Annotated in this window: 26 protein-coding genes and 1 pseudogene; 16 read left to right on the forward strand and 11 right to left on the reverse strand. The window is 61.5% G+C overall.

Annotation, left to right across the window (positions count from 1 at the left end; all coding sequences use genetic code 11):
• Window positions 1-25: 25 nt before the first annotated feature.
• The 7 genes from DSM107133_RS22710 to DSM107133_RS22740 all read left to right on the forward strand — a co-directional run bounded on the left by DSM107133_RS22710 (window position 26) and on the right by DSM107133_RS22740 (window position 7,129).
• Window positions 26-2,224, forward strand: coding sequence for a strawberry notch C-terminal domain-containing protein (locus tag DSM107133_RS22710; protein ID WP_243253644.1), 2,199 nt, complete (start codon window positions 26-28; stop codon window positions 2,222-2,224).
• Window positions 2,225-2,238: 14 nt separating this feature from the next.
• Window positions 2,239-2,544, forward strand: coding sequence for a hypothetical protein (locus tag DSM107133_RS22715; RefSeq protein ID WP_009807948.1), 306 nt, complete (start codon window positions 2,239-2,241; stop codon window positions 2,542-2,544).
• 125 nt (window positions 2,545-2,669) lie between these two features.
• Entirely contained in the window at window positions 2,670-3,398 is a 729-nt protein-coding gene (locus tag DSM107133_RS22720; RefSeq protein ID WP_027238619.1) for a DUF736 family protein, read from the forward strand.
• A 300-nt stretch (window positions 3,399-3,698) separates the two neighbouring features.
• Complete coding sequence (locus DSM107133_RS22725; RefSeq protein WP_243253645.1) at window positions 3,699-5,219, forward strand: HAMP domain-containing sensor histidine kinase; 1,521 nt, start codon at window positions 3,699-3,701, stop codon at window positions 5,217-5,219.
• Complete coding sequence (locus DSM107133_RS22730) at window positions 5,216-5,821, forward strand: response regulator (RefSeq protein WP_009807945.1); 606 nt, start codon at window positions 5,216-5,218, stop codon at window positions 5,819-5,821. The genes DSM107133_RS22725 and DSM107133_RS22730 overlap by 4 nt, the downstream gene beginning before the upstream one ends.
• 106 nt (window positions 5,822-5,927) lie before the next feature.
• Entirely contained in the window at window positions 5,928-6,410 is a 483-nt protein-coding gene (locus DSM107133_RS22735; RefSeq protein WP_114293914.1) for a heme-binding protein, read from the forward strand.
• Window positions 6,411-6,463: 53 nt separating this feature from the next.
• A complete protein-coding gene (locus DSM107133_RS22740) occupies window positions 6,464-7,129 on the forward strand; it encodes an ankyrin repeat domain-containing protein (RefSeq protein ID WP_027238618.1) in 666 nt (221 codons plus the stop codon).
• Window positions 7,130-7,322: 193 nt separating this feature from the next.
• Here the strand turns inward: DSM107133_RS22740 and DSM107133_RS22745 are convergent, their stop codons facing one another.
• Window positions 7,323-7,655 carry a type II toxin-antitoxin system RelE/ParE family toxin gene (locus DSM107133_RS22745; protein WP_009807942.1) on the reverse strand — a complete coding sequence of 111 codons (333 nt, stop codon included), beginning with the start codon at window positions 7,653-7,655 and terminating at the stop codon, window positions 7,323-7,325.
• A complete protein-coding gene (locus DSM107133_RS22750) occupies window positions 7,655-7,930 on the reverse strand; it encodes a hypothetical protein (protein ID WP_009807941.1) in 276 nt (91 codons plus the stop codon). Before DSM107133_RS22750 ends, DSM107133_RS22745 begins: the two co-directional genes overlap by 1 nt.
• Window positions 7,931-8,558: 628 nt before the next feature.
• Between DSM107133_RS22750 and DSM107133_RS22755 the strand changes: the two genes are divergently transcribed.
• The 5 genes from DSM107133_RS22755 (at window position 8,559) to DSM107133_RS22775 (ending at window position 15,674) form a co-directional block, all read left to right on the forward strand.
• Window positions 8,559-9,488: a DUF2493 domain-containing protein gene (locus DSM107133_RS22755; protein ID WP_027238617.1), complete on the forward strand. Its 930-nt coding sequence runs from the start codon at window positions 8,559-8,561 to the stop codon at window positions 9,486-9,488.
• 538 nt (window positions 9,489-10,026) lie between these two features.
• Window positions 10,027-10,233, forward strand: coding sequence for a hypothetical protein (locus tag DSM107133_RS22760; RefSeq protein WP_027238616.1), 207 nt, complete (start codon window positions 10,027-10,029; stop codon window positions 10,231-10,233).
• Between the two features lie 518 nt (window positions 10,234-10,751).
• The gene (locus tag DSM107133_RS22765) at window positions 10,752-11,345 is read left to right on the forward strand and encodes a helix-turn-helix domain-containing protein (RefSeq protein WP_027238615.1); all 594 of its coding nucleotides are present in this window, start codon (window positions 10,752-10,754) and stop codon (window positions 11,343-11,345) included.
• Window positions 11,332-13,665, forward strand: coding sequence for a relaxase/mobilization nuclease domain-containing protein (locus DSM107133_RS22770; RefSeq protein WP_027238614.1), 2,334 nt, complete (start codon window positions 11,332-11,334; stop codon window positions 13,663-13,665). Before DSM107133_RS22765 ends, DSM107133_RS22770 begins: the two co-directional genes overlap by 14 nt.
• An 8-nt stretch (window positions 13,666-13,673) precedes the next feature.
• Window positions 13,674-15,674: a type IV secretory system conjugative DNA transfer family protein gene (locus DSM107133_RS22775; protein ID WP_058123662.1), complete on the forward strand. Its 2,001-nt coding sequence runs from the start codon at window positions 13,674-13,676 to the stop codon at window positions 15,672-15,674.
• Window positions 15,675-15,829: 155 nt separating this feature from the next.
• On the opposite strand, the gene DSM107133_RS22780 is transcribed toward DSM107133_RS22775, so the two are convergent.
• Together DSM107133_RS22780 and DSM107133_RS22785 are read right to left on the reverse strand one after the other, a co-directional pair.
• Window positions 15,830-16,336 (reverse strand): hypothetical protein, encoded by a 507-nt coding sequence (locus tag DSM107133_RS22780; protein WP_058123663.1) that lies wholly within the window; start codon window positions 16,334-16,336, stop codon window positions 15,830-15,832.
• Window positions 16,333-17,454, reverse strand: coding sequence for an XRE family transcriptional regulator (locus tag DSM107133_RS22785; protein ID WP_058123664.1), 1,122 nt, complete (start codon window positions 17,452-17,454; stop codon window positions 16,333-16,335). Before DSM107133_RS22785 ends, DSM107133_RS22780 begins: the two co-directional genes overlap by 4 nt.
• A 66-nt stretch (window positions 17,455-17,520) precedes the next feature.
• Here DSM107133_RS22785 and DSM107133_RS22790 point away from each other — a divergent pair, with 66 nt between their 5' ends.
• From DSM107133_RS22790 to DSM107133_RS22805, 4 genes are read left to right on the forward strand one after another with little or no spacing between them, the layout of a single operon-like run.
• Window positions 17,521-17,745 (forward strand): DUF2188 domain-containing protein, encoded by a 225-nt coding sequence (locus DSM107133_RS22790; protein ID WP_009815559.1) that lies wholly within the window; start codon window positions 17,521-17,523, stop codon window positions 17,743-17,745.
• Between the two features lie 14 nt (window positions 17,746-17,759).
• Window positions 17,760-18,797: a CBASS cGAMP-activated phospholipase gene (locus DSM107133_RS22795; protein WP_009815560.1), complete on the forward strand. Its 1,038-nt coding sequence runs from the start codon at window positions 17,760-17,762 to the stop codon at window positions 18,795-18,797.
• Complete coding sequence (locus tag DSM107133_RS22800) at window positions 18,794-19,993, forward strand: nucleotidyltransferase (RefSeq protein ID WP_058123665.1); 1,200 nt, start codon at window positions 18,794-18,796, stop codon at window positions 19,991-19,993. Before DSM107133_RS22795 ends, DSM107133_RS22800 begins: the two co-directional genes overlap by 4 nt.
• The gene (locus DSM107133_RS22805) at window positions 19,993-20,466 is read left to right on the forward strand and encodes a hypothetical protein (RefSeq protein WP_009820225.1); all 474 of its coding nucleotides are present in this window, start codon (window positions 19,993-19,995) and stop codon (window positions 20,464-20,466) included. Before DSM107133_RS22800 ends, DSM107133_RS22805 begins: the two co-directional genes overlap by 1 nt.
• 136 nt (window positions 20,467-20,602) lie before the next feature.
• Here the strand turns inward: DSM107133_RS22805 and DSM107133_RS22810 are convergent, their stop codons facing one another.
• The 7 genes and pseudogenes from DSM107133_RS22810 to DSM107133_RS22840 all read right to left on the reverse strand — a co-directional run bounded on the left by DSM107133_RS22810 (window position 20,603) and on the right by DSM107133_RS22840 (window position 25,992).
• Window positions 20,603-21,682, reverse strand: a complete 1,080-nt coding sequence (locus DSM107133_RS22810; RefSeq protein WP_058123666.1) for a type IV secretion system protein — start codon at window positions 21,680-21,682, stop codon at window positions 20,603-20,605.
• 6 nt (window positions 21,683-21,688) lie between these two features.
• A complete protein-coding gene (locus DSM107133_RS22815) occupies window positions 21,689-22,093 on the reverse strand; it encodes a hypothetical protein (protein ID WP_058123667.1) in 405 nt (134 codons plus the stop codon).
• Window positions 22,090-22,278 (reverse strand): hypothetical protein, encoded by a 189-nt coding sequence (locus DSM107133_RS22820; protein ID WP_058123668.1) that lies wholly within the window; start codon window positions 22,276-22,278, stop codon window positions 22,090-22,092. Before DSM107133_RS22820 ends, DSM107133_RS22815 begins: the two co-directional genes overlap by 4 nt.
• Window positions 22,275-23,261, reverse strand: coding sequence for an ATPase, T2SS/T4P/T4SS family (locus DSM107133_RS22825; RefSeq protein WP_058123669.1), 987 nt, complete (start codon window positions 23,259-23,261; stop codon window positions 22,275-22,277). The genes DSM107133_RS22820 and DSM107133_RS22825 overlap by 4 nt, the downstream gene beginning before the upstream one ends.
• A gap of 4 nt (window positions 23,262-23,265) precedes the next feature.
• The gene (locus DSM107133_RS22830; protein WP_114293393.1) at window positions 23,266-24,645 is read right to left on the reverse strand and encodes a TrbI/VirB10 family protein; all 1,380 of its coding nucleotides are present in this window, start codon (window positions 24,643-24,645) and stop codon (window positions 23,266-23,268) included.
• Window positions 24,642-25,337, reverse strand: coding sequence for a TrbG/VirB9 family P-type conjugative transfer protein (locus DSM107133_RS22835; protein ID WP_114293394.1), 696 nt, complete (start codon window positions 25,335-25,337; stop codon window positions 24,642-24,644). Before DSM107133_RS22835 ends, DSM107133_RS22830 begins: the two co-directional genes overlap by 4 nt.
• Window positions 25,338-25,339: 2 nt before the next feature.
• Window positions 25,340-25,992 (reverse strand): annotated as a pseudogene (locus DSM107133_RS22840) (type IV secretion system protein).

The raw sequence follows: 25,992 nt of genomic DNA on the forward strand, positions 1-25,992 counted from the left end.
GCCGCTGAGGTCTGCAATCAAAATAATGCGCAGCAAAGGTTGCGCCGACACCCAGAAAACAAGGAAAACAACGATAAACCTCGGACACCTTCGCATTATCGCGTCCTCGCGATTACGGACGATCCACCACAATCTCGAAGCGGCGTTGACTGCGACCGGCGTCAACGATGCCTCGGGCGAGACCAATGCGTCGGCAGCACGCGCCTCGGCCAAATCTCGCTTCGAGAGCACGAAGCAGCGCTTCTTCAACCATCTCCTGATGGGCATGAAGGCTCCAAGCATCATCCACGCCATCAAGGACGATCTGGCAACGGGCAAGGCTTGCGTCATCCAGGTGGTTTCGACAGGTGAGAGCCTGCTGAAACGTCGACTTGAGACAATGGACCCGGAGGATGAACTCGTTGAGGGGGCCTTGACGCCGCGCGACTATGTTCTGGGCTACCTCGAACAGGCCTTCCCGATTCATGCGCAAAAGCTGGTCGAGATCGACGGCAACATGGTGGCCGAACCTTTGCGGGATGAGACCGGCGCGCTCGTTGTCTCGCGCGAGGCGCTCGCCCTGCGAGATGCGGCCATGATGGAGTTGATGACGCTCGCCCCGATCCCTTCGGCGCTGGATCAGATCCTCTGGGCCTTTGGCGACGAGGCCGTGGCAGAAGTCACGGGGCGGTCCATCCGGCCCCTCAAGTCCGAGGATGGTCATCTCTTCATCGAAAAGCGCGCCGCCAGCAGTAATTCATCCGAGACCCAAGCCTTCATGGACGGCGAGAAGGATATCCTTATCTTCTCCGATGCAGGCGGTACGGGCCGGTCCTATCACGCGGCGCAAACGGCGAAGAACCAGAAACGGCGCCGGCACTACCTGTTGGAACCCGGCTGGCGCGCCGATGCGGCCATCCAGGGGCTGGGCCGCACCCATCGCTCGGCCCAGGTCAGCGCGCCCTTCTTCCGCGTCTGCACCTCGGATGTGCATGGCGAAAAGCGTTTCACCTCGACGATTGCCAAACGCCTCGACCAGCTGGGGGCCTTGACCAAGGGTCAGCGCGAAACCGGCTCGCAGGGCATGTTCCGCGAGGAGGACAATCTGGAAAGCCCGATCGCGCGGGCCGCACTACGTGGGTATTTCGCCGATCTTGCCGCCGGACGCGCTGAGGCGATGAGCTACGAGAGCTTCACCGACTGGACGGCCCTGCGGCTGATCGACAAGGACGGGGTGCTGCTCGAGGAGCTGCCGCCGATCCAGCGGTTTCTCAACCGGGTGCTTGCCCTTCCCATCCACATGCAGAACGCGCTCTTTGCCGAGTTCATGCGTCGGATCGCTGATCAGACGGAACGGGCGCGCGCGGCGGGCACGCTCGATCTCGGCGTGGAAACCCTGCGCGGCGAAAAGATCGAGCAGGTCTCCACCGAGGATCTCTGGACCTGCCCGAAATCCGGGGCGGTGACGCGGATCATCGGACTTGAGGTGACGGACCCGGTCCACGTGCTGTCGGCGGATGACGCCCTGTCGCGCAATCCCGACAAGCTACCGATGGTTAACCGTGCTTCGGGACGCGCAGCGCTCATCTCGGCGCGCCCCATGCAGATGTATGACGAGGACATTGTCACGCTGATGCGCAAGGCGGTGCGGCCAAACGGGTCCAGCTATCTGGAGGAGACGCGGTTCGAGTCCTCGGCCTGGGAAGACATCGGAAGGCCTGAGTTTGCAAGGCTTTGGGATGCCGAGGCTGCGTCCCTGCCAAAAACCACCACGATCAAGCTCTACCTGCTGACCGGGCTCTTGTTGCCTATCTGGAAGGACATTCCGACCACCAATGAGCGCATCTACCGGGTCACGCCCGACGGGGCGACCGCGATGATCGGGCGGACGCTGAGCGAAGAAGGGGCGGCCGCGCTGCGCGCCCGCTTCCTCGTCTCCAATCCGCAAACACCGCAGGAGATGCTGACCGCCGCCCTCGGCACCACCGCGCCGGTCGATCTGGGCCGGGGTCTGACTCTGACCCGTCGTCGTGTCGCAGGCGAGATGCGCCTTGAGTTGGGCGGTGCGGATCGGGGCATGATCGACGGCCTCAAGGCCCTCGGCTGCTTCACGGAGATCATCGCCTTTCAGTTGCGGGTGTTTCTGCCGCACGGGGACGGGATCGACACAGCGGGCATCCTCTCCCGGATTGTTGGAACCGGACCAGACGCCACTTGGGACGTAACTTCAGTGGCAGCAGAATAGGCGAGGGGACGATCATGACTCTCGGAGAGATCAAAGCCGCCATCGATGCAGGTCAGACCGTACATTGGGCCAACACCGGCTACCGCGTGCACAAGGACAGCCTCGGCCAATACCTGATCACGTTTGAGCCGAACGGTAGCACCATCGGGCTGACCGACCGGAGCGGGCAGCGGTTGAACGGGGAGGAAGCAGAGTTCTTCATTGCGGGATCGGAGGAGGGCGACGAGAATACCCAGGACAGCCATCCGAGGCCAGACGGGCAGGGGAGGGGCGTCGTACCCGGCGGGAAGGTGGCACAGTCTTTCAGGCGTCAGCGCTAAACTGAAGGTTGGGAAGAAAGGAAAGCGAGCTTTCTGGTTTGTGATCCCTCAAGGGGTCGAGAAAGCAATCCCGGATGCGCTGGCAAGAACGTCAGGCACCGAACAATCTGAAAAGGAACCATCCCATGTTCGCAGGAACCCTCACCCGCAATGTCGAGACCGCAGCCGCTCAGTACACCGGCATGATCCACTCGACGCGCTTTGACATCGCCATCCAGTTGGAGGCGCGGGCCAAGATGTCCGAACGCAGCCCGGATTTTGACGTGACGGCAGTCAACAAATCCGGTCGCAAGGTGCGCATCGGCACGGCCTGGAACGAGACCGGCAATACCAGCGGCAACCCCTACGTCTCGATGCAGATCGATGTCGGCTTGGGCCCGTTCCGGGTCAACGCGGTGCAGACGAAAGAGGCGCGCGCGACCCAAAGCGGCGACTTCGAGATCATCCCGCTGGTCTCGAACGGCCTGATGAAGTCCGGCTCGATCTCGGGCGAGTTGACCGCCATGGACGCTGACAACGCCTTCACCGGCTACATCGCCAACATGATGTTCGATCTGGAGTTCATGCTGATCGAGAACAGCTACAAATCCGAGGAGACCCACCCGGATTACCGCGTCGAGGTCAGCTCGCCCCGGGGCACACCGATCCGCGTCGGATCGGCGTGGATGGCCAAAAGCAGCCGCACGGGCAATGACTACCTGTCGCTGCTGATCAACACGCCCGATGGCGATCTGCGCGTCAACGCCGTGCAGAACGAAAAACAGCGCGGCGGGCAGACCTTCTCGATCATCCCGTTCATCGACAGCGGTGAGCAACCGCAGGACGCAGGCGCGGGGCTGTCGCTGGTTGCCTAATCGGCGCGCGAGGGGGAGACGATCTGAACCGAAAGGGGAGCCGTGGGACCACGGTTCCCCTTTTTCTGTACTGGTGTGGTTGAATGAACCCGGCGTACATTGCTGACGTTCGTGTCGCCCGCAGCTAATGCTACCGAAGAGCCCAGAAGATCCAATGCTGCACGTTGCATCAATGTCCGCTCTTTTGCGCAGATGAAAATGTAGGTCTTTTTGTTAAGGAATCTCAAGCCGGTTGGCATTGACGCAAAGCTTTTTGCCCGTAGAAATACGGATTGGTGTTTGCGCCGACACCTGCGATGAATGCAAATGGCCGTCTCATATCCAACAAACTTCTGGCGGAACACTTTGCTATGGGCGCTTGCCGTCATGCTCGCTCTCGGCGGGGTGGCGTTTTTTGAACGACAGAACTTGGTGCGTGAACTGACGATCAAAAGTGAAACGCTGCATCGTCTGGCCTCACAGCGGGCTGATCAGCACGATGCGCATCTGACATCGTTGTCTGCAATTTTTGTGGCTGGTGGGATGGAGCGGCAGGACTTACTGTTAGACGTGGCCGCGACGATCAGGCGGTTTTACCCACGTATTACGTCGGTGAATGTTGTCCCATACGTTCCGTCCCAAACCGCCATAGAAACGCAGCCCGGTCTTTCGTTACAGGCGAGGGAACGCGTCATTGAATTGGCCCGCCGCTCGACCGGGGCTTTGCAAATTGGGCCAATGCCGGACCTGCCGGATCACTATCTGCTAGTGAAACGCACCCCTAATTCTGATGCGGCACGGCACGGTTTAGCGCTGGTGATTGACGCCCGCGCGCTGATTGCCACAGATGATCCGTTTTGGGACACGCCATCAGCTTCTTTGCGTCTGTCGACGCCTGATGGTCAAACGGCATTGGTCGGTGAGGTTTCATCGGGTGAGACTGGGTTTTCCAAACCGCTCGGCAGTGCGTCTCAGCCTTTGGTGTTTGAGACCTCTTTGACAATTGGGCTGTCTGACCTGTTGCCGGTCGAGACAGTGGTCTTTGTTATCGCACTGGTCACGGCCCTCTTTTTGCTGTCAGCCTTCGGTCTAAAGCAACGCGCGCGCACCAAAGATGCAGAAGACCGCGCCAAGCTGAGCGCGCAGGAAACGCGGCTAGCCCACGCCTCCCGCGTGAATGCAATGGGCGAAATGGCCAGCGGCATGGCGCATGAACTGGCGCAACCTCTGACCGCAATCCTGAGTCAAGCGCAGGCTGGCCGCCATTTGGCGCGGCGTGGTGAGGTCGCACGTCTTGGCACTGTGTTGGACGACACGGTATCCCAAGCACAGCGCGCGGCAAATCTCCTTGATCGCCTGCGAAGGTGGAGCAAACCGAACCGTGCCCCGTCTGAGGCCTGTTCCGTCCATGAAGCCGCGCAAAGCGTTAAAAATCTGTTGGCATTGGAGGCCAAGACGAAGGGGGCTGGCATTACCCTGTCGCTGTATGATCACCCACTTTTCATTGACGCCGATCCGGTCGAGTTGGAACAGGTTGTGTTTAATCTGATGCGCAACGCGCTTGATGCCTCGGACGAGGCACAGGTCACGATCCGCACGTATGTCGATGGCCCGTCGGTCATTTTGGATGTCAGCGATACCGGGCCGGGGGTGTCTGACGACCTTAGGCCTCGCGTCTTTGAGCCTTTCGTGACAGGCAAACCGGATGGAACGGGGCTTGGCCTTGCGCTGTGTCAAAGGCTGATTGAGGAAATGGGCGGTGATATCAAGCTGCTCGACGACACCGACCAGACCACGTTCCGTTTGTCCCTGCCGCGCTCAATCAAGACGGTGAGACCATGACCAACCATGTTTACCTCGTTGATGATGATGAGGCTGTTCGCAACGCGCTGAGCCTTTTGTTGGAAACCGTCGGGCTGAATGTGTGCAGTTTTGCCTCGCCCGAGAAATTCCTGAGCCAAGTGGCAGACTTGACGCCGGGATGCCTGATCCTTGACATCAGGATGCCTGCTATTTCGGGGCTGAAACTGCAAGAAAAGCTAACCGAGAAAGGCGTGTCATGGCCCACCGTCATTATCAGCGGACACGGCGATATCGAGGCGTGCAGGCGCGCGTTTCGCAATGGGGCGATTGATTTTCTGAGCAAGCCCGTCGACGAACAAAACCTGATCGACGCAATCCAGAAGGGTCATGCAGAGCTGGAAGCTAACCAGCAGGCTTTGGAAGAACGCGCAGAAGCGGTGGCATTGGTGCGCAATCTGTCCACACGCGAACAACAGGTTCTTGAGATGATCGCAAAGGGTCTGACGACCAAGCAAATCGCTGACGCGCTGACCCTGTCACCCCGCACAGTTGAAAGTCACCGCGCGGCTATTGCGGCCAAAGCGGGCACGTCCTCGGCGGCGGAATTGACCCGTTATTGGTTGGATGCACAGGCAGACTAACACACTTATCAGTAGAACTACGGACACCTTTGCGGATGCTACGAATATCGCCGATCACAGCGGCGAATTAGAACTGGAGCATCAGTTCAACAAAAGGAAATACACAATGATCCGTTCCATCGCACTTGCCACAGCTCTGCTGACACCCGCTGCAGCCTTCGCCCAAGACCTGCCCACAGCTCCTTACTTGCCGCTCGATATGGCAACCAAAGCAACACAGGCTGCCGTCGCTGCATGTTCTGCCGAAGGTCACAATGTCAGCGTCGCAATCGTTGCGCGCAGCGGCGAGACCAAAGTGCTATTGCGTGCCGACAACGCGGGCCCGCATACCGTTGGGTCCAGCACAGGCAAAGCGTTCACATCCGCCAGTATGGGCCGTGACACGGCAGGTCTTGCGGGGTTTATCGGTGGTAACCCTGAAAACGGTGGTCTGCGCGATATGGACAGCCGTCTGGTGATCCAGGCTGGCGGCCTGCCCATCCGGATCGGTGGCGCATTGGTCGGTGGCATCGGTGTCGGTGGCGCACCATCTGGCGCAATTGACGAGACATGTGCCCGCGCAGGTCTTGACGCAATCGGTGCTGAGTAAAGTACATGGCCCGTCCCTCGGGGGGCGGGCCCCTCTTTCTGAAAGGCAACATCATGTTTCGTTTCCTGCTGCTCGCTTTGGTAATTGGTTCTTTTGGGTCTGCCCATGCGCAGACAGCCCCGTCAGCATCAGACATTGCGTCCTACACAGGTCTGCATCTTGCCGCCCACGAAGGCGACGTGGATGTAATTAACCGACTGATCGGAGCAGGTGCCGATGTGGACATCCGAGATCGATCCCAGCGCACGCCTGCTCATGTCGCGGCGTTCGCATCACACGATGACGCGCTGACGGCACTTGCAAACGGAGGCGCGGATATGAATGCGCTGGAAAACCGCGTCTATGACGTGCTGACCATCGCCGCTGTCGCGAACGATCCTGAAATGGTGTCACTTGCAATGGAACTCGGGAACGCCCCTGACCTGATCACCAGTGTCTACGACGGGACAGCCCTTATCGCGGCCGCCCACCTCGGGCATCACGACGTTGTTGCACGTTTGGTGGATGGCGGCGCACCACTGGATCATATCAACAATCTGGCGTGGACGGCTTTGATAGAGGCTGTCGTTTTAGGAGACGGCGGCCCAGATCATATCAAGGCGTTGCAAATCCTCGTTGATGCAGGAGCAGATAAATCCATCGGTGATCGCGATGGCGTCACACCGCTGCAACACGCCACGTCGCGCGGCTACGCCGAAATGGTCGAAATCCTGCAATAGGATGTGGGGCAATGACCTTACCAAATCGTGCTATTTTGAAGGCTGCCGTGCCCACCAACCTCAATGCAACCTTCCCATAGCAGCCGTTGGCGCAACCGCAGCGAAAGGGCACTTTGTCCCGCATCCTACCAGTTCGCGCACGGCGCAGCGAAGGTCCGGTCTACAACTTCCCGGCCACTCCATGGCTCTAAGGCTAGTCAGTGAAGACCTGTCTCGCTGACGCCAGTCTCATCCAATCCCGGCCGCCGAACGCGACAAGAGCGAGATATATCTGTGCGGCGTCTACATGCGGTTTGAATACGATGGTCAGTCGCTGACCGGTGCCGCCATGGCGCACCAGCCATCCGTCCAACTTGCCGCTGAGGCGAGCACCAGATTTTGGGTTTGCGGCAATGTTCTGGATAAGGGCATCGATTTCATCTAGTCGACGGCTCGCCGCTGCAAGGTCACCGTCAGTCACGTCGACAATATGATCAACGATACCGATAAGGTCCCGTTCGAAGAACGGATGCCTGATAAATCGCATCAGGTCTTTTTGGCCATCGCCGCAAGATGGGCCCGTGCGCTGGCCGTGACGTCGGACGCTTCGCCGACGGGTTCCCATTGGTCGAGTGGCAGAGACAGGCGGCGTTCCAATTCAGCCTCAAACAAAGACCGTTCACGATCTCGCTCTGCCTTGGCCTTCGCCAATTCACCCGAAACAGCCGCGCTCATATTTGGGTACTCTCCAGCTTCGACCAGTTCCTTGGCAAATGTGTAGGCCGTGTCGGTGAAACTGACAGATTGCTTTTGAACGCTCATGGCAAACTCCTTGGTGCTCCAATAGACTACCGAATTTTGCCGCTTCTGGCAAGCAGGTCGGGCCGACCGAGCGAAATGCGTCAATAGCCTTGCGGCCTCCCCGCTCGGCTGCGCGTGTCGCAGGGGAGAACGGCCCTTCGGTCCGTCGCGCATTCGGCCATGCGGCCTCACCGCGGCGTCGCACCCGGCATCCCGGTTTGCCCGCCTCGCGAGCACGTCCCACCCCGGCCGCTCCGCCGGATTGCGCTCTGGTCTGTTTTGGCCCGAGGCCAAAACGATCCCGCCACTGCATCCGTCTCCCGCGTCCGGTCGGGCCGTTTGCCTGCTCGGGTCGGCCAAACCTACCGTCAAAACACACACACATGAGTGCGGAAGCATATCCTCCGGATGGCCCCCAAATCAGCCCGCGTCAAGGATCGCAAAACTTTTCGGCGAGGGCGGCGCTTGTGGTGCGGGGCGGTCCCGTGCGTGAGCGCGCGCATGTGTCGGGTGCTGCGCGCGGAAAACTTTTGCGCCCGGCAAGCCGGCGGCTGCGCCGTCCCTGACCCGGGCAGATTCGGAAACCAGACATTCGGCCATGCCCCCACACTCACGTGGTGGCTCTATAACCGAACACTGGAGACCAGACATGGCTTACGACACCGCAAACACCTACGAGACCATCGAGCTTTTCGGACTGACCGAGAAGGACGCACAGCTGCCGATCCCGGAGGATCACGTCCTGACCGACCGCATCATCCGCGAGAGCTTCGAGGCTTTGCTCGGGCAATTGCGCAACACCGGCCTCGAAGCGGAGATCGAACCGCTCGCGCACGGGCTCGCGACGATCCTGCAGCGCCGCAAGTTGGCGCTTGGCAAGGAGGTCGACCGCACCGCCGACAAGATCGGCGCCCTGGCAAAATCCCACGATGGATCGGAGATCGCCGAGACCGCCATTGAGGAGGCGCAGGCGCGCTTTGTGCAACTGCGCGAGATCGTCGGCGCCATCGAGGTGATGAGCGAGGCGGCGGCGGAATGCTACGAGATCGAGACCGGTCACGCCTTCATCCCGGCAGCCGGGTCGCGCGCAAGCGTCCGCGCGCAAGAGACCGGGGCGGTCTTCGAGGCACGGCAGCTCCTCGAGCAGCACGACCGCGAAACCGCCGAGAAGTCGAAAGTCGCGGGGGTTCCCCTGATCGTCTCAGGCGCTACCGACTGGACCGATGTCGATGTGGTCTTCAACACGCTCGACAAGGTTCGCGAACGGATCAAGCAGAACCGCAATCAGGAGATCTTCCTCTGCCACAAGGGTGGCAAGCACGGGGCGGAGATGATTGCGGCCCGGTGGGCCCGGGCACGCGGGGTAGCGCAGGCGCGCTTCGATCCGCGCTGGTCAGCGCATGGCCGGGCGGCACCGTTCAAATGCAACGACGAAATGCTCGACGACAAGTTCGCGGCGACGGGGGTTGTCCTCTTCGGCGGCAACGGGGTCGCGCTGAACCTCGGGCAGAAGGCGGAAGCGAAAGGTCTGACGGTCATGCGGGTTGCGGACCCGGCGAAGAAGGCGTCGCAGGATTGAAGAGAGGGGGGCGCGCTTGGCGCGGCCCTTTCGTCATGTCTCATGGCGCGTGCGGTCGGTCACGCGTAATCGGCAGCTCGCAGCAGCCAGCACCGTCATCCTTCTACCCGTTACGTCAGCGTGCGGCCCATCCGCATCGGTACGAGCTGGGGATGGCGCGCACCACACGCACATCGTCAGCAGCGCAAGACGCGAGGGGTCGAGACGTCGCACATGAGGCTGAAGACCTGCACGTCCCTCGGGGCATGTTTCGGAACATCGCATCCACGCGGGCGGGCTCCGTCAGCACCCCGGCAAGGCTCGGCGGGACGCGGACGCGGATGGTGGCGGCTGCGTGATAGCAAGGGTCATCCGGGTCTCTCCTTTTTGCTCATAGATGTGGATCGCACGGGGTCGGCCCAATCGTGCCCTCAGCTCACGCTTCGGCAAGCACAAATACGGCTTCCACGGCTAGCCGCGGACCCTCCGCATTTGCGCTTGCGACCGGCCCTCTTGCCCCCGTGCCGGGTGATCCCCATCGCAACAAGGAGAGACCCAAATGACCAACCACTACATCGCCACCGTCCCCGTCAAGTTCACCGATACCGATGGCCAGGAGCGCACCCGTTTTCAGCGCGTGGGCGCGATGTTCCGCAACACCCGCAACGGGGACGGCTCGGAGTTCTTCAGCCTCAAGCTCGACTTCCCGGTCGCGGTCTCGGAGCTGGTGATGTTCCCACCGAGCGCGAAAGATCCCCAGGACTAAATCCTCTGACGAGGATGGGCCGCCCCAGGACGATCTTGGGGCGGCCCGATCCCTGTTCCAGGGATGCCGGTCCCTGCGCGTTCAACGGACGCACTCCGCCCGGAATGAACAGGCCGCGACAGACCGGCCAGTCAGCCTCAAGGGGGCCATCCACAAAAACCTATCGGCCAGGGCCTCCCGGTTTTTGCGGCAGAGATTTGGGGGCCCAAATCTGGCCCTCCTTGACCCTGCCTGTCCGCCCTGTCGGAGGGGTTTGCGCCCGCCCGCGGTTCCGTCCGAACACATGGGTGTTCGGCCAGACCCTCGGGCGGGGCTGGCGGACGGGACCCCTGGGACAGGTGGGTCGCCCGGTGGTGAGGGCGGCAGAGCCGCGTCCCTGCGGGCCGCGGCGTGAAGCGGACACCAAGGCTGCCTGAGCCTGATTGCGACGTAAGTATATAATTGACAGCTTGGTATATTATCGTAAGGTAGGGGCAGCCTTGGTGGAAGGTGGCAGGAAATAGGGGGTCTTTCTTCGCATGTCTCGCTCAAAACGCCTCATCGATGCGGAGCGCATGGAGATCGTTCGCGAAGCTGCGGAAGGCGTTTCCACTTCAGTGCTGGCGGAACGGTTTGGCGTGTCGGTGCGGGCGATCCAGTACACGCTCAAAGCTGATGCCGAGCGCCAGACCGATACCGCTATTCCGGTCTCAGCAGTCAGTGTGAAGGTCACGGCTGCGGAGCTTGCGGCGCTCGACGAGGTGCTGGCCGAGGCCGGGATCGAGAGCCGTGCCGAGGGGCTCAGGCGGCTCATTCAGGCGGCAGGCGGGGTGTTCGTTCCGGACGCGCAGATGGCAGCAGAGATGGCGCGCTACCGCGCCTCTCTGCACGAGGTCGGCAATGGGGTCGCGCAGATTGCCAAGCAGATGACGCAGGCCAACCGGCAGGGGCAGGGGGCCGTGGGGGGCACGAGTGCCGAGTTCACCGAATTGCGCCTTGCGCAGATGCGCGGGCTGGCGCGGTTCATCCTGGATTCTGCTGACGAGATCGATCTGCTTCTGCGCCGCCGTCGTGATGCGATGCAGCTGCAGGCCACGGCCGCGCTGAGGGAGTTTGCCCATGCGGCTGAATGATGCCGTCCATGCCGTCACGGGCGAGGTCTTCCGGGATGGCTGGAGCCGCGTCCGGGGCTCGATGCAAGGTTTGCACGTGGCCAAGCAGACCCAGCTTACGCGTGCGGCAGCAGGGCATCGGCCAGCGGTCTTCAAGGCGATCCGGGGCGGCGGCACGCATACCAAATCGCAGCTCGCAAACCAGCTCGATTACCTCACCACCAAGTCCACCCATATTGTCGACTCGAGCGGGTTCTTGGATGGCAAGGCGAAGCTCGAGGCGGGTGACATCAAGGACCTGACGGAGCGCTTTGCCAAGCGGTGGGATGCGGGCTTTAAGCCCAAGCTCGGACAGACCACCCACATGCTCATGTCCTTCCCCATCGGCACGCGCGGGGAGGATGTGCGCGACATTGCGACGGATGTGGCCGAGCGGTTCTTCCAGACCGATGCGGGGCATTTCGACTACATCATCGCGGTGCATGAGGACCGCGATCACCCCCATGCGCATCTGGTGCTGAACCGCCGCTCGCAGGAAGGCGAGTTCTTCTTTCTGGGGCGCAACCACCGCTTCAACTACGACGATTTCCGCCTCGCCATGGTCGAGGAGGCGGAGAAGTACGGCGTGCGGCTGGAAGCCACGCGGCGGGTGGAGCGCGGCGTCGTGCATTACCCGGCCCGCACCAGCGAGGTTTATGCGGCGAAAGAAGAGGGTCGCGCGCCCCGCGAGCGCGAACGCGTGGGGCAGGACCTGACCCGGACGCTGGCGGAGATCGTCAACACCAGAACCGTCTACCATTCGCTTGCCGCGGAGGCTTCGCGCGAGGCCCGCGAGGATATTGCCGCAGCACTCTTCCGCGCGGGCGAGGTGCTGGCGCGCGGCGGGCAGGTGGACCGAACAGGAGATGTGTATATGGCCGAGGATCAAAGTTTCGAGGATCTGAGAAGCCTCTATGCCGAGAAGCTCGCGCGGGTGCAGGGCATGATCGCCGAGAAGCCTGACGCGGAACGCCCCGTGCTGGAAAAACGCCTCATCGAGATCCAGACGCAGGTCCAGCACATGCAGCCTCTCGGTTTGCGATCATCCACGCTGTCAGAGACCCCCTCGGAAGGCGGGATCTATTCCGAGGCCAATATCGATGCCAGCCAGCGCGAGCGACTGGCCGAGCCCGACCTGAGATCGCGCATTGACGTAGCACTACGGGGCACCGGGATCAGCACATCGGAAGTGGTGGCCCGGATCGAGACCGGGGCCTCGAGCGCCGCGCTCGAGCATCAATGGATCGCCAATGATCTCTCCAAAGTGGCCGAGACGCGCGATCTGAACCTCGAACGCCGCGCCGATCTGGAACAGGCGCGAGCCATTCTCAACGATGTGCATGTCGAGCTTGGTACGCTGTTGGAGCGCGAGAACGTGCTGCGCCGGGATGGCGTCGTGGAAGCAGAAGCGGTTTGCGAGCGGTTCCATTATCATGAGGGCGCGGTCCGGGCGATGGAAGGGACAATCCGTCAGGAAATGCGCGCAGACGGCCTGACAGCGCAGCAGATCGAGGACCGGGACTGGGAGGTTGTCTCACGGGCGGAGCGCCGGATCGAGACGGAGCAGCGCGCTTATCTCGAGGCACACCCGGACTTGCTCGCACGTCCTGGCGATGTGATCGATCGGTCTGAGCCCTACAGGGAGACCATCACCGATGCGGCCCGCGCCAGCGAGATCACCCGCGAGGTCGACCGGATCATGGAGGGACGCGACATCCGCACGCCCGTTGCAGATGCAGTTACGGATGATTTGCGCGCGCGCTATCCGGACATGCCGTCCCACCTCGCCCGCGGGCTTGGCGCGACCTATGCGGCCGTCGTCGAGATACGCGACACGGAGGTCATCAATCAGGTCCGCCGCGAAACCGAGATGCGCGACGGGCTCGGGTCTGGCATGCGCGACGCACTCCTCGCAGCCCGTGGTGAAACTGCGCCGCAGTCTGGCAGTGCCGACCGCCTCGCAGACGATATTGCGGGTGTCCTGGACCATGAGCGGGCGGGGGAGTTGTCCGCGCCCTTCGAGACCGAGGCGGAGCGGGACGCCTTCCGCGACGAGATCGCGCGGGTGCTTGATAACCGTCAACTTGAGCGGCTCACATCCGGCGATGCCGATGCGCTGGAGAAGGTTCTCGAGGACCGTCTCGACCGGCTCTATGTCGCCAAGGTTTACCTGCAATCGGATGCAGCGACGGCCAACACGGAGGCCTTGCGCCAGGTGGTCGATGATCTTGCCGACACCGAATATGAAAAACACCGCGCGACAGACGTGGATGGCGAGACCGAGCGGGGTCAGGTCCATTGAGCGCCTCCATGGGAAAAGCGCGGATCGCAACCGGCGTCTTGCTGGTGACGCTGGTGACCGGGGCGATGGGCTATACCATCGCCTCGGCGGTGCTGACCTACCAGGACCTTGGTTTCGGGGCCGAGATCGACTTTGCCTATATCGCGCAGAACTATCTGGCGATCCGCGATCGCCGCCCCGAAGATGCCCAGCTCATCCACCTGATCGTCGGCAGCTTCGCCGCCGCTGGCATGATGCTGAGCCTCGCCCTCTCGGGGTCCGCCCTGACACGCTTTGGCCAGACCCATTGGCAGACCGCGCGCGAGATGAAGGCCAACGGGTTCTTCGGGGCGCCCGGCACCGGGTTCATCCTCGGCAAGCTGGGGCCGCCGGGCTCCCGCGCCAATTACATTTGCTCGAAGGTTTTCCCGCATGCGCTGATCGTGGCGCCCACGGGCCGCGGCAAGACCACGGGCTTTGTCATTCCGAACCTGCTGACCTGGCAAGGCTCCGCCGTGACGCTCGATGTGAAGGGGGAATGTTTCGAGGCAACGGCCCGGCACCGCGCAGACCAAGGCGACAAGGTCTATCGCTTTGCCCCCACCGATTGGGAGGGCAAGCGCACGCATCGTTACAACCCGCTCCTGCGCATCTATCAACTGAAAGATTCCGCGCGCCAGCAGATGGAATTGCAGCTCCTGGCGACGCTCTTCCTGCAGAGCGACAATGACCGGGTGCAGGGCCTGCTCAAAGGCGGGATCGATCTCTTTGTGGCAGCAGGCCTGCTGGCCTTCCAGCGCAAGCGTCCGACCTTGGGCGAGATCTACCGCATCGCGGCCTCGGGCGGGAACAAGCAGAAGGAGTATTTCGCGCGGGGCCACGAGGTCGACAACAGGGCGGCCAAGCTGATCTTCACGCGGCTGGCGTCGACCAACAATGACACGCTGACCTCCTATGTCTCGCTCCTGATGACCTCGGGGCTCGATCAATGGCAGAACCCCGCGATCGATGAGGCGACGGCGGTGTCGGACTTTGATTTCCGCACGATCCGCAAGAAGCCCTTTTCGGTCTATCTCGTGGTCCAGCCGCTGATGGTGAAGCCGCTCGCGCCGCTGATCCGGCTCTTCTTCTCTGATCTTCTCTCGGCAATGCAGGAAAAGGATCCCGGGCCAGACGAGCCGTGGCCAGTGATGATCATGCTCGACGAGTTCAACCGTCTCGGCAAGATGCCCATCGTGGTCGAGAGCATCGAGACCCTGCGGACCTATCGCGGCCATTTGGCCGTGGTCACCCAAACCATCCCCGCCCTCGATGAAATCTATGGCGAGAACACCCGCCGCGCCCTGCAGGGCAACGCGGGCGTGAAACTCTATCTCACGCCCTCGGATGAAAAAACCGTCGAGGAGCTGAGCAAGGCGGTCGGCAAGACCACGAAGACCGTCATCACGCGCTCCCAGTCCATCGGCAAGAACCCCTTCGAGGGCCGTAGCCAGTCCACGCGGACTGAAGAAAGCTCGTTGTTGCCCGAAGATGAGGCGCGCCGTCTACCGCTCGATGAGATTGTCATGGTCATCGATGCCCAGATGCCGGTCCGTGCAAAGCGGATCCAATATTTTGACGATCGGCTGTTCAAGGCGATCCACGCGGCGCAAACGGGGGAGTTGCCGTTTCCGGAGCCTGGGGGAGGTGGGTCGCAGGGCACGCTGCCGCTGAGTATGCGCGCCATGCCGATGGCGCCGCCGCCGGATGGGCCAGGGGGAACAGAAGCCGATGTGGAGAGGGCAAGCCTGGCTGGCGATGGTCAACCGTCAGGCCAAGCCGACGCCGCTCCAAAGAAGACCGCGCCTATCGTTCAAGCCGTCATCGCCGAGAAACAGCGTCAGATGGAGATGGATTTTGGAAGCCAGGTCGTGGATGCTGAAGCTGCGAGCGTCGTTGATGAGGCGCAAATGCGCTCTGCAGTCGATGGCTTGGACGACATGGAAGCGATGCTGCGAGAGGAGGATGGTGAAAGGCTGGTTGCGCGATAGGGTGGCGGGCATGGCGACCTGCGCGTAGCCTCCGTAACGCTGAATGTCACAAACGATGCTTTTTGACGCCGAAAAAAGGGGCTGGTTTGCATGACCGTTCGATCTTTCGCTCGGAACGTCGTGGGCAGGGTCCAGCCATCTCCACCTTGTTCAGATTATGCCCCGAGACGGCGCAGCCGCTTGTCGATCTCGGCGGGGGGTAGGAAGACCGCCTCATCCGCCCGCCAGATTTGCAGGGCGGAGACAAGAAGCCCGACATCGCAGGCTTCGGCGGCGTGCAGCTCGTCGATGATCCAGAGGATGCCATGAACGCGCACCGCGCGAGCGGTGGCGACCTTGCGTAGAAGGTTGTCGCCGGTCAGGAGGATGCCGTTTTCCTGGCAGGTTGTCGTCACGAGGGCGAAGCAATCATTGGCCGACAGGCGGCTATGTTCCCGCTTTAGAGCGAAAACCCGCGCGACTTCTTCCCCCGGCAGATCGTAGGTGGCGAGGCCACCGTCTTCGAGCATCCGCCATTCCTGCGCCGTGAAATCGAGCAGCTCCTCCTCACGGATGGGCAGGGGCACGATGAAGCGATAGGGCAGCCGCAGCAGCACGTGCAGCAACTCTCCCTTCTTCAAGTCGATCAGACAGGACGCATCATTGACGACAACACAGGTCACTGGTCACGAGGCCCCCTGATGTCGCGTTCGACAACGCTCAAGGGGAGCCCGAGCATCTGCGCCGCCCGCACGGGGGAAATCATCTCCTCGCCGAGCGCGCGCCAGACGAGGCGCTCGAAGCGCTGCGGCTTCTCGAAGGCCGCAAAGCCCTCGCCTGGACCGATAGGCTCCGGCTCCTCGCGCCGCCAGCTTCGCGCATAGGTCTTGAACGCATATTCCACAGCGCTCTTCGACAGGATGCCCACCTGGCCGAGCCGCACGAGCATCGCGGCGGCGGAGACGCCATAGGTGCGCTTGAGCCGCATGATCTCTATCCAGGTCATGCCGTGACGGTTTCGGCCAGCTTCCTCTTCCAGATGCTCACGCGGAATGAGGAACGCCCCCGCGAAGCGGTGCATCGAGGGCTCCTTTTTCAGTGCGGCATTGCCGGTTTCGGTGATGATCCGGTGCGCGAGTTCGTGGGCGAGGTTGAAGCGCTTGCGTTCGACATTGGTGTGCCGCGAGACGACGATCACCTCAGTCGGTGCGCCCTCCGCCCGTTCGACATGACAGGCCAGCCCGTTGATGCGTTCCGGGAGATCGGCCTCGATGACCTTGAGTCCCTTGTCTTCGAGCAGGGCGGTCATACTCGGGATCGGGTCGATCCCAAGCTGCCACTCGCGCCGCACGTCCCGCGCCTTGGCGTCGATGGCCTCTTCATCGGCCACCATGTCCACGCGCAGCGCGGCGAAGGGGTCTTCAGCGGGGTGCATATCGAGGATGTCCTCGATGGCGAGATAGTCTTCGAGCTTCTCGATGACGATGGATTCCGCCATCGCGCGATCCTGCGCCGAGGCGGTCGAGTTCTTTCGCCACTCGACGCTTTCCAGAGCTTCGACCTGACCGCCGAGCAGGAAGTCCAGTGACACGCCGAGCGCCTTGCCGAGGCCGACCAGCACTGACGAGGACGGCATCATCTTGTCCGCCTCGTATTTGCTGATGGCCTGCGCTGACACGCTTGGGGTTACGCGCTCCGCGAGCGCTTGCATGGATAGACCCGCCCTCTTGCGGGCAAGCCTGAGTCTTTGTCCGAACATGATCCTCTCCCGGCGGTTATTGTTGTGGTTGATAAACGCCATTTCTTCCTATATATTTAAACACAAGGTTGTCGCATCGTCAACCGAAATCGACACGTGAGGCTTGAAATGTCTAAGAAAAATCAGCATGTTGTGCCGCATGAAAGCGGTTGGGCAGTGAAGGGGGCGGGTAACTCCCGCGCGTCTTCCGTCCACGGCACGCAGCGCGAGGCCATCACGGCCGCGCGGGAATCCGCCATTCGTCAGGGCAGCGAGATGCTGATCCACGGCGAGAACGGTCGCATCCGCGAGCGCAACACCTATGGCAAGGACCCGTATCCGCCGAAAGGCTGAAGGGCATAAGCGGAATGGATGTCAGGATGAGCAACGGTGGGAACAACAGGCAGATACGTCGCATCCTCTCCATCGACGGGGGCGGGATTAAGGGCACGATGCCCGCTGCATTCCTCGCGGGGCTCGAGGAAGATCTGGGCCAGCCCATTGGGCGCTATTTCGATCTCATCGCGGGCACATCGACGGGTGGCATCATCGCACTCGGCCTTGGCCTCGGCCGCACGGCAAAGGAACTGCTCGAGCTTTACGAGCGTCGCGGGCCTGTCATCTTCGGTCAGGACAATGCGGATGATGAACCGCTGGGGAGGATACGGCAGGCATGGCGCACCCTCACCGCCACAGGTCGGCACGTCGTCGGTCCAAAGCACGATGCGGCAATTCTTGCCCGTGAACTCAAGGCCGTTCTCAACAACGATCTGATCGGGCAATCACAGACCCGGTTGGTGATCCCGGCGTGGGATGCCGATCTCCGCAGCCCTTATATCTACAAGACCGCGCATCACACACGCCTGCAAACCGATTATCGCAAGACTGCGCTTGATGCCGCCCTGGCTACGGCAGCGGCACCTACGTATTTCAAGCGACATCGCACTGCTGATGATATTGGCCTGACCGATGGCGGGACATGGGCCAACAATCCCACAGCCATTGCTGTCGTCGAAGCCATCACTCTTCTGGGGTGGCATCCGTCAGACCTGCGCATTCTGAGCCTGGGGTGTCTGGACGAAGTCTACATGCTGCCCGAAAGTCCAGGGTTTGCCGGACTCGGCCTCAAAGTCCTCAACCTTTACGCGGATGGGCAATCACATGGCGCCCTCGGCATGGCAAAACTTCTGACGGGACACCCTTACGATGGGGATCGCATCTACCGCATTTCGCCGTCTGTCCCGAGCGGGTTTTTTACCTTGGATGACACCACGAAGATCGGCCGCCTCAAGGGCCTCGGTATGTCAGAAGCCCGAAAAGCAAAGCCCCACCTGACCCCGATCTTTTTCACCCAGCCTGCCGATACCTTCGTGCCGGTCTATCAACTCAAGGAGAAAGCGGCATGAATCAGATGTTGCGACAGCCGCTGACCGACAGTGATATTCGGCGGCGCACGCAGATATTCACCATCCTGGACGAGATAGGCGAGGATCTGGACCTCACCGAAACCCAGTTTGATCGTGCGCGCCAGAGCTATGGTGCCGTCGGAGACTGGCTGTCCGGTTCAACTGATCCCCTACTCGTCAGTGTTCTGGTCTATCTCCAAGGGTCCAGTGCGCTTGGAACGGCCGTGAAGCCAATCGGGCGGCGGGAATTCGATGTCGATCTGATCTGCTTTTGTGCAGGTATCGCGTCCGGCATCTCACCAGCGACCCTGAAGGCGGCGGTTGGAAACCGGCTCAAGGAACACGCCACCTATGTGCGCCTTCTCGAAGAAAAAAAGCGTTGTTGGCGTCTCAACTATGCGGGGGACTTCCACCTCGACCTATCCCCGACGATAGCAAACCCGGTCTGCGGCAACCGGGGCGAATTGGTGCCCGACCGGGCTCTGAAGGAATGGCATCCGACAAACCCGCGGGCCTACAAGACCCTGTTCGGTGAGCGCGCCGCACTCCGGCCTACCTTTGTGGGCAAGTTTATCGCCATGCAGCGGGACGAGGCGACGGTGGAGCCGTTCCCCGCCCGAGAAGCAGTGAAAGGCATCCTGCGCCGCATCGTGCAATTGCTCAAACGGCACCGCGACTTTTTTTATCAGAACAACACGCAAGATGTGGCCCCGATTTCCGTTATCATTACCACCCTTGCGATGCAGTCCTATGCCTATTGCGTGCGCAACCACGTCTTCCATGACGAAATGGATCTGTTGGTCGAAACGATCCGGATGATGCCGCACTTCATCGACCGCCCCATTCTGGACGGACGGCGGGGCTATGCCATCCTGAACGAGACAACCAACGGGGAAAACTTCGCCGACAATTGGAACAAGGATGAACGCCGAGCACCAGCATTCTATGCGTGGCACGCACAAGCTCTGTCCGACTTTGAAGTCCTTCGCGATGCTGTTGGTCAGGACCGCGTGTCATTGAACATGGAGCGTTCGTTCGGTTCCGGTGTCACCGGACGGGTTCTCGGCAACCGCGTCAATGCGGTGTCGGATGGTCGCAAATCGGGTCTGCTTTCTGTCGCACCTGTGGTCGGGCTGACGACATCGAAGGTCGCAGCATCAACGACCGTGCCCACAAATACGTTCTTCGGTGATTGATGATAGGACGAGGCGGGCAATACGACCTGACCCTGTCGCAGCAGCTGCTGTTCCTGAAGGCAAGCCCGGCTATCAGTGGTGTGGGGCAGGTCCGCGCAAACAAATTGACATGGCAAGAGCCTATACAACCGACCGCCTTGGCGCGCTCCTACCTTGCCACTATCACGCTTCAGCCGGGTCAAACGCCCGGTGTTCAGATAGACGACCCGGATCTGGAGTTGCTGGCGGCAGGGCGTCCTTTGCCTCACGTCTACAGAGATCCGCTGCGCCTTTGTCTTTATCTTCCAGGTGCCAGGGAATGGGACGCGCGGAAGCGGATCGACCAAACCATCATTCCGTGGACTTACCTTTGGCTCTATTATTTCGAAGATTGGCTTTGGTCAGACGACTGGAAAGGTGAAGGGCAACACCCCGGCGAAGAGCCTGAGCCAGTTGGCAATCGGGCGATGCGCAGGGCCGTGGCACGGTGCTAAAATTGTCGATTCCGCCTGTGGCAGAAACGGTCGTGTTTGGCCACGTGCCTTGTGTCGCGAGGGATCAACCGTTTAGCAATGACAAAAACCCGCGGCGAAACCTTTGCAGTTTTGGCAAGTTTTTGGCACCTGGCTGTCACCGCCTGCCCAACCTACCAAGTCTCGAAAGCTGTGCCAGCATTCGAGCGCCTGTTCCGGTTGCGTCACCCGGACGAGCCGCAGTTGGCCCTCCAGCAGTATTTGGTCGGCTTGGCAACGCTTGCACGCCAAAGAATTGCCGCGCGCGCAGAGCTGCGTACTCCGCGCCAGTCGCACCTCCGATGGCGTATCGGTTGTAGACTTGCTGGCTTCCTGCAAGCCCTCGGGCAAAGGCATAGCTACCGCCGAATCCAGCTGAGAGCGCTGGCATCATGATGTTCCCAGAAATGGCTCGAACCAGAAAGGGCGTTGCTATGATGAACCCCTTCGCCATCAGCACCATCATGAAGAACGGGATGAGCGCGCCGATGTTGGAGGCGCCTTCCGGGTCGCCCAGCTCGGCAAGTAGGGCGCGCGAGACACCCGTGATCGTTGCGAACACACCGGCAACGACAATCGGGTACATCGCAAAGGAAATCAGCGCCGAAAGCCAGCGCGCGAAATAATCCTTGGTCACTTCAAAGAGGGTCAGGAAGATCATGACCGGCGCAATCCCGATCAGAAGAGCGATCATGAGCCGAGACGCAACGACAATGAATGCCGCCAAACCACCGAGGATCGAGAGCAGCAGAACGCCAAGGGTGTCCAACAGGGCACCGGCCATCCAGTTCAGTTCAGACCCCGCGGCATTCAGATAATCGCCGAGCGCTGCAATCAGGTCGTCGAACTCCTCAGCAAAGGTACCGGACGGACCGGGTGATCCGCCGCCGACAGACGCCACAAGCGATCCTGCAATGCTGTCGATTCCATTCAAGATCGCTGCAGCAAGGATGTTGAACTGGACCCAGTTTGTCGCGAAGACACCTATCAACCCCACTTTCACGGCGAGCCAAAAGGCCGTGCGCCCGTCCATCGCCCGATATTGGTAGATCGTGTTGATGAAAACGAGGATGACAACGAGTGTCGTGCCGAGTACGAGCATCGTTCCGACTGTTGCGGCAACCGCGCCAAATTGAGTCTCGGCAGCGGTATTGAGATATCCTTCAGCCGTTTCCACGAAGTAGGTGACGACGCTCATGGAACCCTACCAGTTTCCAGCGGCTTGGCAGATTGGCATGGCTTCGCGCCGAAGCTCATTTGCCTGCCGTCGGTAATCTGAAGTCGCTTCCACGATGTCCCAGTATTCGGACGAGGCGAAACGCTCGACGTATACGCGTTCGGCTGCCACCCAAGATGGATACCGCGTGGGACATTCACAGCTTTGGGCTTCAACGATGCGTTGCATACTCTGCGCCCGATAGATTTGTTGGATCAGCAGCCGTTTGTGGGACTCGCGTATATCGATGTCTTGCATCCACTGTGGCTCTGGAGGCTGGTCAGGACAGACATCAGGCTGATGTTCGAGCGTTGGGACCAGGTTCCGCTCGGCCACGCCAGCGGTTGGGCAGAGAGCGACGAGCAGGCCTGCCGTTGCAACGACCCGCATCATTCTGAAGCCGCCTTCGTCGCAACAGTTTCACGCTTCAAGAACGTGGTGTAGCCGTAGTCACCGACCTCGGCGGTGATCACCTCCCAACCTTCTGCGCCACGCTCATTCAAGGCACTTCGCATCGCGTCGTAGTCCTTTTGTTTCTTCACCTGAAAAGACAGGATGTCATATTCAAAGGTCTTCATGGGGAAGCTCCAATCTCGGTTGCGCCGGGGAGGTAGAATTCGGTGATGCCGCGTTTGCCGTCATGGCGACCGGCTTGAATGATCACATCGATGGAGTTCTCGATGTACTGGATCATGTCGCCATAGGTCATCGGGATTTCGGTCTTGAGTGCCGCGATCGCGAGCCGCTGCACGGCCAATTGCGGGGTTTCGGCATGCAGTGTGGTCATGGACCCGCCATGGCCGGTGTTGATGGCTTCCAGAAAGGTCATGGCCTCCTTGCCGCGCACCTCGCCCAGGATGATCCGGTCGGGGCGCATGCGCAGCGTGGCGGTGAGAAGCACATCGGCGGTCTGGAATTCCGCGTCGCGATTGGCGATGAGGGTCACGGCATTTGGCTGGGTCGGTAAAAGCTCGGCCGCTTCTTCGATGGTCACGATGCGTTCCTCGGCCGGTACGTGAGAGAGGATCTTGCGCGCGGCGACGGTCTTGCCGGTGGAGGTGCCACCCGAGACGATCATGTTGAGTTTGTTCTCGACGCAGAAGGCCAGCGCATCATCGATCAAACCCGCGGCCACCACTGCGCGCAAGGCGCGCTTTTTTTCGATGCGCAGGTCTTCGAGCTTGCGCTCTTTTCCGTATAGAAAATCGAGTGCGATGCCCTCGAGTGGCAGGCTGGAGAAGAACCGCAGGCTGATTGACATGGCCGAGAGCACGGCGGGCGGGGTGATGACCTGTGCGCGGATCGGGCGCCCCTTATAGGTGATCGAGACCGAGACGATGGGGCGGTCCTTGCTCATCGTCGTGTTGGCCGAGGAGGCGATCTGGTTGCCGAGGTCCCTGACCTGAACGCCCGTCAGCCTCTGGTCCAGCGCACGCATGAAGTGATCGCCCTGGAATTCGCCCCAGCAGGTCCCGTCTGGGTTGATGCAGATCTCGATGACATCGTCGCGGGCGGCGGCGTCGATCCGGTCGAGCGAGGTTTCGAGATAGCTCAGCGACATGGGCTCAGAATATCTCCAGATCGCGGTCGACCATGACCGTGACCCGGGCGCCCTGGTCGACATAGATGACGGGGCCGATTGAGAGATAGTCGCCGATGACGCTGTCCGTCGCATCTGACAGATCATCGCCCACGTCTTCGAGAACGTCGGCGGCAGTCTCATCCTGGACCTCGGATGCGGCGGCACTTGGTGCGGCGGAAATCAGCGAGATCAGGGCTGCCGACCCGAAACGCTCGGCAAAGCGCGTGTCTATGAGGCCGGTGACGCCAGAACGGCCCAGTTCATCACCTCCGAAGGAGCTGATCTGGACGGTCTGGTTGTCGGGCAGGATGATCCGGTCCCAGGCGATCGTGACGCGGCGCTGCGCGATATCGACGCCAGCGCGGTAGCGCCCGACGAGACGGGATCCGCGGGGGATCAAGAGGCGCACGCCATCGACGCTGTAGACATCCTCGGACACCACGGCACGGGTCTGGCCGGGCAGGGAGCTGTCAAGGGCGGTTTCCATGACGGCCTGGATCATTGTGCCCTGGATGATGGTGTTGGAAGGATTGGCGATCACCTCGGCCTGCGTCACGGTGGAGGGCAACGCACCGTTCAGCACGAAATCCGTCACCTCGCCAAAAGTGCGTTCGGTCAGAGCCGTTTCATTCGCTCCGGAGGCACCGCCAAACGCGATGGCGGGCGAGGCGATGCGCCGCTCCTGGAAGGCGCGTTCCTCCGCGGCGCGGCGCTCCAGCTCGGCCATGCGCCGGGCTTCTTCCTCACGGCGCAGTCGCTCTTGCTCGCGTGCGCGCAGCTCATCCTCCGTGGGGCCCACTGGCGCGGGTTGGGGCCGGCTGGCCTCGAGTTGGGCCAGTTCCAGATCCATGCGTAATTGCTCAAGGCTGCGATCCCGCGCCGTCAGTTCGTCCTGGAATCGTTGCTGTGCGGCTTCCGAGGCGGCTTGTAGTGCAGCGATCTGAGCGGTCAGCGCGTCGATCGCCTCTGCGGCGGCGGTGTCTTCCTCGACGACCGGTTCGGGGGCGTTGCGTAATTCCTCGATCTGAGCCTGCAGCGCGGTGATCTGCGCCAGAAGCTCCGCGTTGGGCTCGACTGGATCCGGTCCGACAAACACAACCTCGGGCTCGGGCGGGGGCAAGGTCTCGATAGCGCCAAAGCCGTCCCCCTCGTTTTGGAAGACGTCCGGGGTGGCCGTCGGCAAGGCTTCCTCTTCGTCGGGCTGTGAGAGGAGATAAAGCAGGGCACCACCCGCGCCGATGACGAGGACCACGATCAGCGCGAGAAGGGGCGACCGGCGCTGCGCCGCCGTGGGGGCGCGGGCACTGCCTTTCTCAAGGGCGGCGAGGCGTTTTTCCAGCTCGGTGTTCCCGGTATCGCTCATGAGGCGGCCTCCGCGGGCGGGATAGCCTCGATGCAGACCACCTCCTCGCCAAGTCGCAGGACCCATTGGCGGTTTACGCCGCTGACGCGGATCACGCCGTCCTCAGGGGTTTGCGTGTTGACCGTGCGTTCACGGCCGCCCGCGTAGCGGAAGATCGCGGGCACAGGCGCGTTTCTTGGAAACGCGAAATGCGTGAACGTCCCGTCATCCCAGATGCGCGTTGGCGTGATCTCGGTCCGCGCGCTGGCGCCGTAGTTGTAGTTCGGCGCTTGGGCGGCGATGGCCCGGGTCGGGCGCGCAGCGTCGTCAGGGTAGCGGAACTGCACCACGTAGAAGGTCGGGCTGCGGACCTCCTGGACGTTGAAGTAGTAGCTCCGGCGGTTCGTATAGACTGTCACATTGGTATGCACCCCGCGCGCCACAGGCTTGATCGCGAAGGCCTGACCGCCCGGGACGCCGTCGATCTCGAAGCCCTCGGTGTCGCCCGCGATGATCGAGCGGATGCTTTCGCCCTCGCCGAACTCGATGGTGGTCACATGGGTGAGCGACACGCTGAGACGGTAGACCTGACCCTCCTGGTAGGTGGCCAAGCGCACCCGGCTGTCGTTGGGACCGCCACGCGGGATGGCTTCGGCAGAGGCGAGGCCGGGCAACAGGGCAATGACAAAAATAAGCGATCTTATAAACAACAACGTCAGTTCTCCAATCTGTCGGAGCGGATGGAATATTCGAGGACGGTGAAGCCGAATGGATTGGTCCAGACCTCGTCGATGGAGCGGCGGGTCTCGGGGCGGAACTCGAAGAGAAGGGTCGCGGTGAAGAGCCCGGTTTGGGTGCCGTTGATGGAGGTCAGACGCTTGCGCAGGCGGACCGTCGCGCGGTTGGTTCCGATCCGGTTGATGCTGAGGATTTCCACGTCGAGCCGGGCATTGGGGCCATAGACCGTCGGCGGGTAATTCTCGTTGGCGCTGTTCCAGATCTGGCGCAGCCCGCTCTCGGCAGCTCCGTCCGAGCGGCGCAGGACGCTGCGGATGCGCAGATCGTTGTCGAGCTGGTTATGACCTCCCGGTCGGTCACATAGCGGAACACCTCCGCCTCGATGATCGCCTGGTTGGCGGTCACCGAGGAGGCGCCCACCGAGGCTTCGGGGAGTGCAAAGCCGGTGGCGGGATCATAGGGGACAACGACGGGGGGCGGGTCGACATCCAGGATCGAGACAGCTGCCGCGCTCAGACAGCCGATGATGCCGAAGACAAGGCCTATCAGGCCAAGACGCTGCCAAAGCCGTTCACGGCGCAGGGCACCATAGACCAGCTCTTCCTCGATGATCTCTTGTTCACTCGCCAC

Origin of the sequence: Pseudosulfitobacter sp. DSM 107133 (assembly GCF_022788695.1) — a bacterium.
Taxonomy (GTDB): Bacteria; Pseudomonadota; Alphaproteobacteria; order Rhodobacterales; family Rhodobacteraceae; genus Pseudosulfitobacter.

What these genes read in the sequence shown, in the direction of transcription:
- DSM107133_RS22825 (WP_058123669.1), bottom strand. Translation starts at nt 23,261, where the DNA reads ATGTCGCTGAGCTATCTCGAAACCTCGCTCGACCGGATCGACGCCGCC.
- DSM107133_RS22750 (WP_009807941.1), bottom strand. Translation starts at nt 7,930, where the DNA reads ATGAGCGTTCAAAAGCAATCTGTCAGTTTCACCGACACGGCCTACACA.
- DSM107133_RS22725 (WP_243253645.1), top strand. Translation starts at nt 3,699, where the DNA reads ATGCAAATGGCCGTCTCATATCCAACAAACTTCTGGCGGAACACTTTG.
- DSM107133_RS22810 (WP_058123666.1), bottom strand. Translation starts at nt 21,682, where the DNA reads ATGAGCGTCGTCACCTACTTCGTGGAAACGGCTGAAGGATATCTCAAT.
- DSM107133_RS22755 (WP_027238617.1), top strand. Translation starts at nt 8,559, where the DNA reads ATGGCTTACGACACCGCAAACACCTACGAGACCATCGAGCTTTTCGGA.
- DSM107133_RS22735 (WP_114293914.1), top strand. Translation starts at nt 5,928, where the DNA reads ATGATCCGTTCCATCGCACTTGCCACAGCTCTGCTGACACCCGCTGCA.
- DSM107133_RS22730 (WP_009807945.1), top strand. Translation starts at nt 5,216, where the DNA reads ATGACCAACCATGTTTACCTCGTTGATGATGATGAGGCTGTTCGCAAC.
- DSM107133_RS22710 (WP_243253644.1), top strand. Translation starts at nt 26, where the DNA reads ATGCGCAGCAAAGGTTGCGCCGACACCCAGAAAACAAGGAAAACAACG.
- DSM107133_RS22765 (WP_027238615.1), top strand. Translation starts at nt 10,752, where the DNA reads ATGTCTCGCTCAAAACGCCTCATCGATGCGGAGCGCATGGAGATCGTT.
- DSM107133_RS22830 (WP_114293393.1), bottom strand. Translation starts at nt 24,645, where the DNA reads ATGAGCGATACCGGGAACACCGAGCTGGAAAAACGCCTCGCCGCCCTT.
- DSM107133_RS22800 (WP_058123665.1), top strand. Translation starts at nt 18,794, where the DNA reads ATGAATCAGATGTTGCGACAGCCGCTGACCGACAGTGATATTCGGCGG.
- DSM107133_RS22795 (WP_009815560.1), top strand. Translation starts at nt 17,760, where the DNA reads ATGGATGTCAGGATGAGCAACGGTGGGAACAACAGGCAGATACGTCGC.
- DSM107133_RS22805 (WP_009820225.1), top strand. Translation starts at nt 19,993, where the DNA reads ATGATAGGACGAGGCGGGCAATACGACCTGACCCTGTCGCAGCAGCTG.
- DSM107133_RS22790 (WP_009815559.1), top strand. Translation starts at nt 17,521, where the DNA reads ATGTCTAAGAAAAATCAGCATGTTGTGCCGCATGAAAGCGGTTGGGCA.
- DSM107133_RS22715 (WP_009807948.1), top strand. Translation starts at nt 2,239, where the DNA reads ATGACTCTCGGAGAGATCAAAGCCGCCATCGATGCAGGTCAGACCGTA.
- DSM107133_RS22785 (WP_058123664.1), bottom strand. Translation starts at nt 17,454, where the DNA reads ATGGCGTTTATCAACCACAACAATAACCGCCGGGAGAGGATCATGTTC.
- DSM107133_RS22720 (WP_027238619.1), top strand. Translation starts at nt 2,670, where the DNA reads ATGTTCGCAGGAACCCTCACCCGCAATGTCGAGACCGCAGCCGCTCAG.
- DSM107133_RS22820 (WP_058123668.1), bottom strand. Translation starts at nt 22,278, where the DNA reads ATGAAGACCTTTGAATATGACATCCTGTCTTTTCAGGTGAAGAAACAA.
- DSM107133_RS22740 (WP_027238618.1), top strand. Translation starts at nt 6,464, where the DNA reads ATGTTTCGTTTCCTGCTGCTCGCTTTGGTAATTGGTTCTTTTGGGTCT.
- DSM107133_RS22745 (WP_009807942.1), bottom strand. Translation starts at nt 7,655, where the DNA reads ATGCGATTTATCAGGCATCCGTTCTTCGAACGGGACCTTATCGGTATC.
- DSM107133_RS22770 (WP_027238614.1), top strand. Translation starts at nt 11,332, where the DNA reads ATGCGGCTGAATGATGCCGTCCATGCCGTCACGGGCGAGGTCTTCCGG.
- DSM107133_RS22815 (WP_058123667.1), bottom strand. Translation starts at nt 22,093, where the DNA reads ATGATGCGGGTCGTTGCAACGGCAGGCCTGCTCGTCGCTCTCTGCCCA.
- DSM107133_RS22760 (WP_027238616.1), top strand. Translation starts at nt 10,027, where the DNA reads ATGACCAACCACTACATCGCCACCGTCCCCGTCAAGTTCACCGATACC.
- DSM107133_RS22775 (WP_058123662.1), top strand. Translation starts at nt 13,674, where the DNA reads ATGGGAAAAGCGCGGATCGCAACCGGCGTCTTGCTGGTGACGCTGGTG.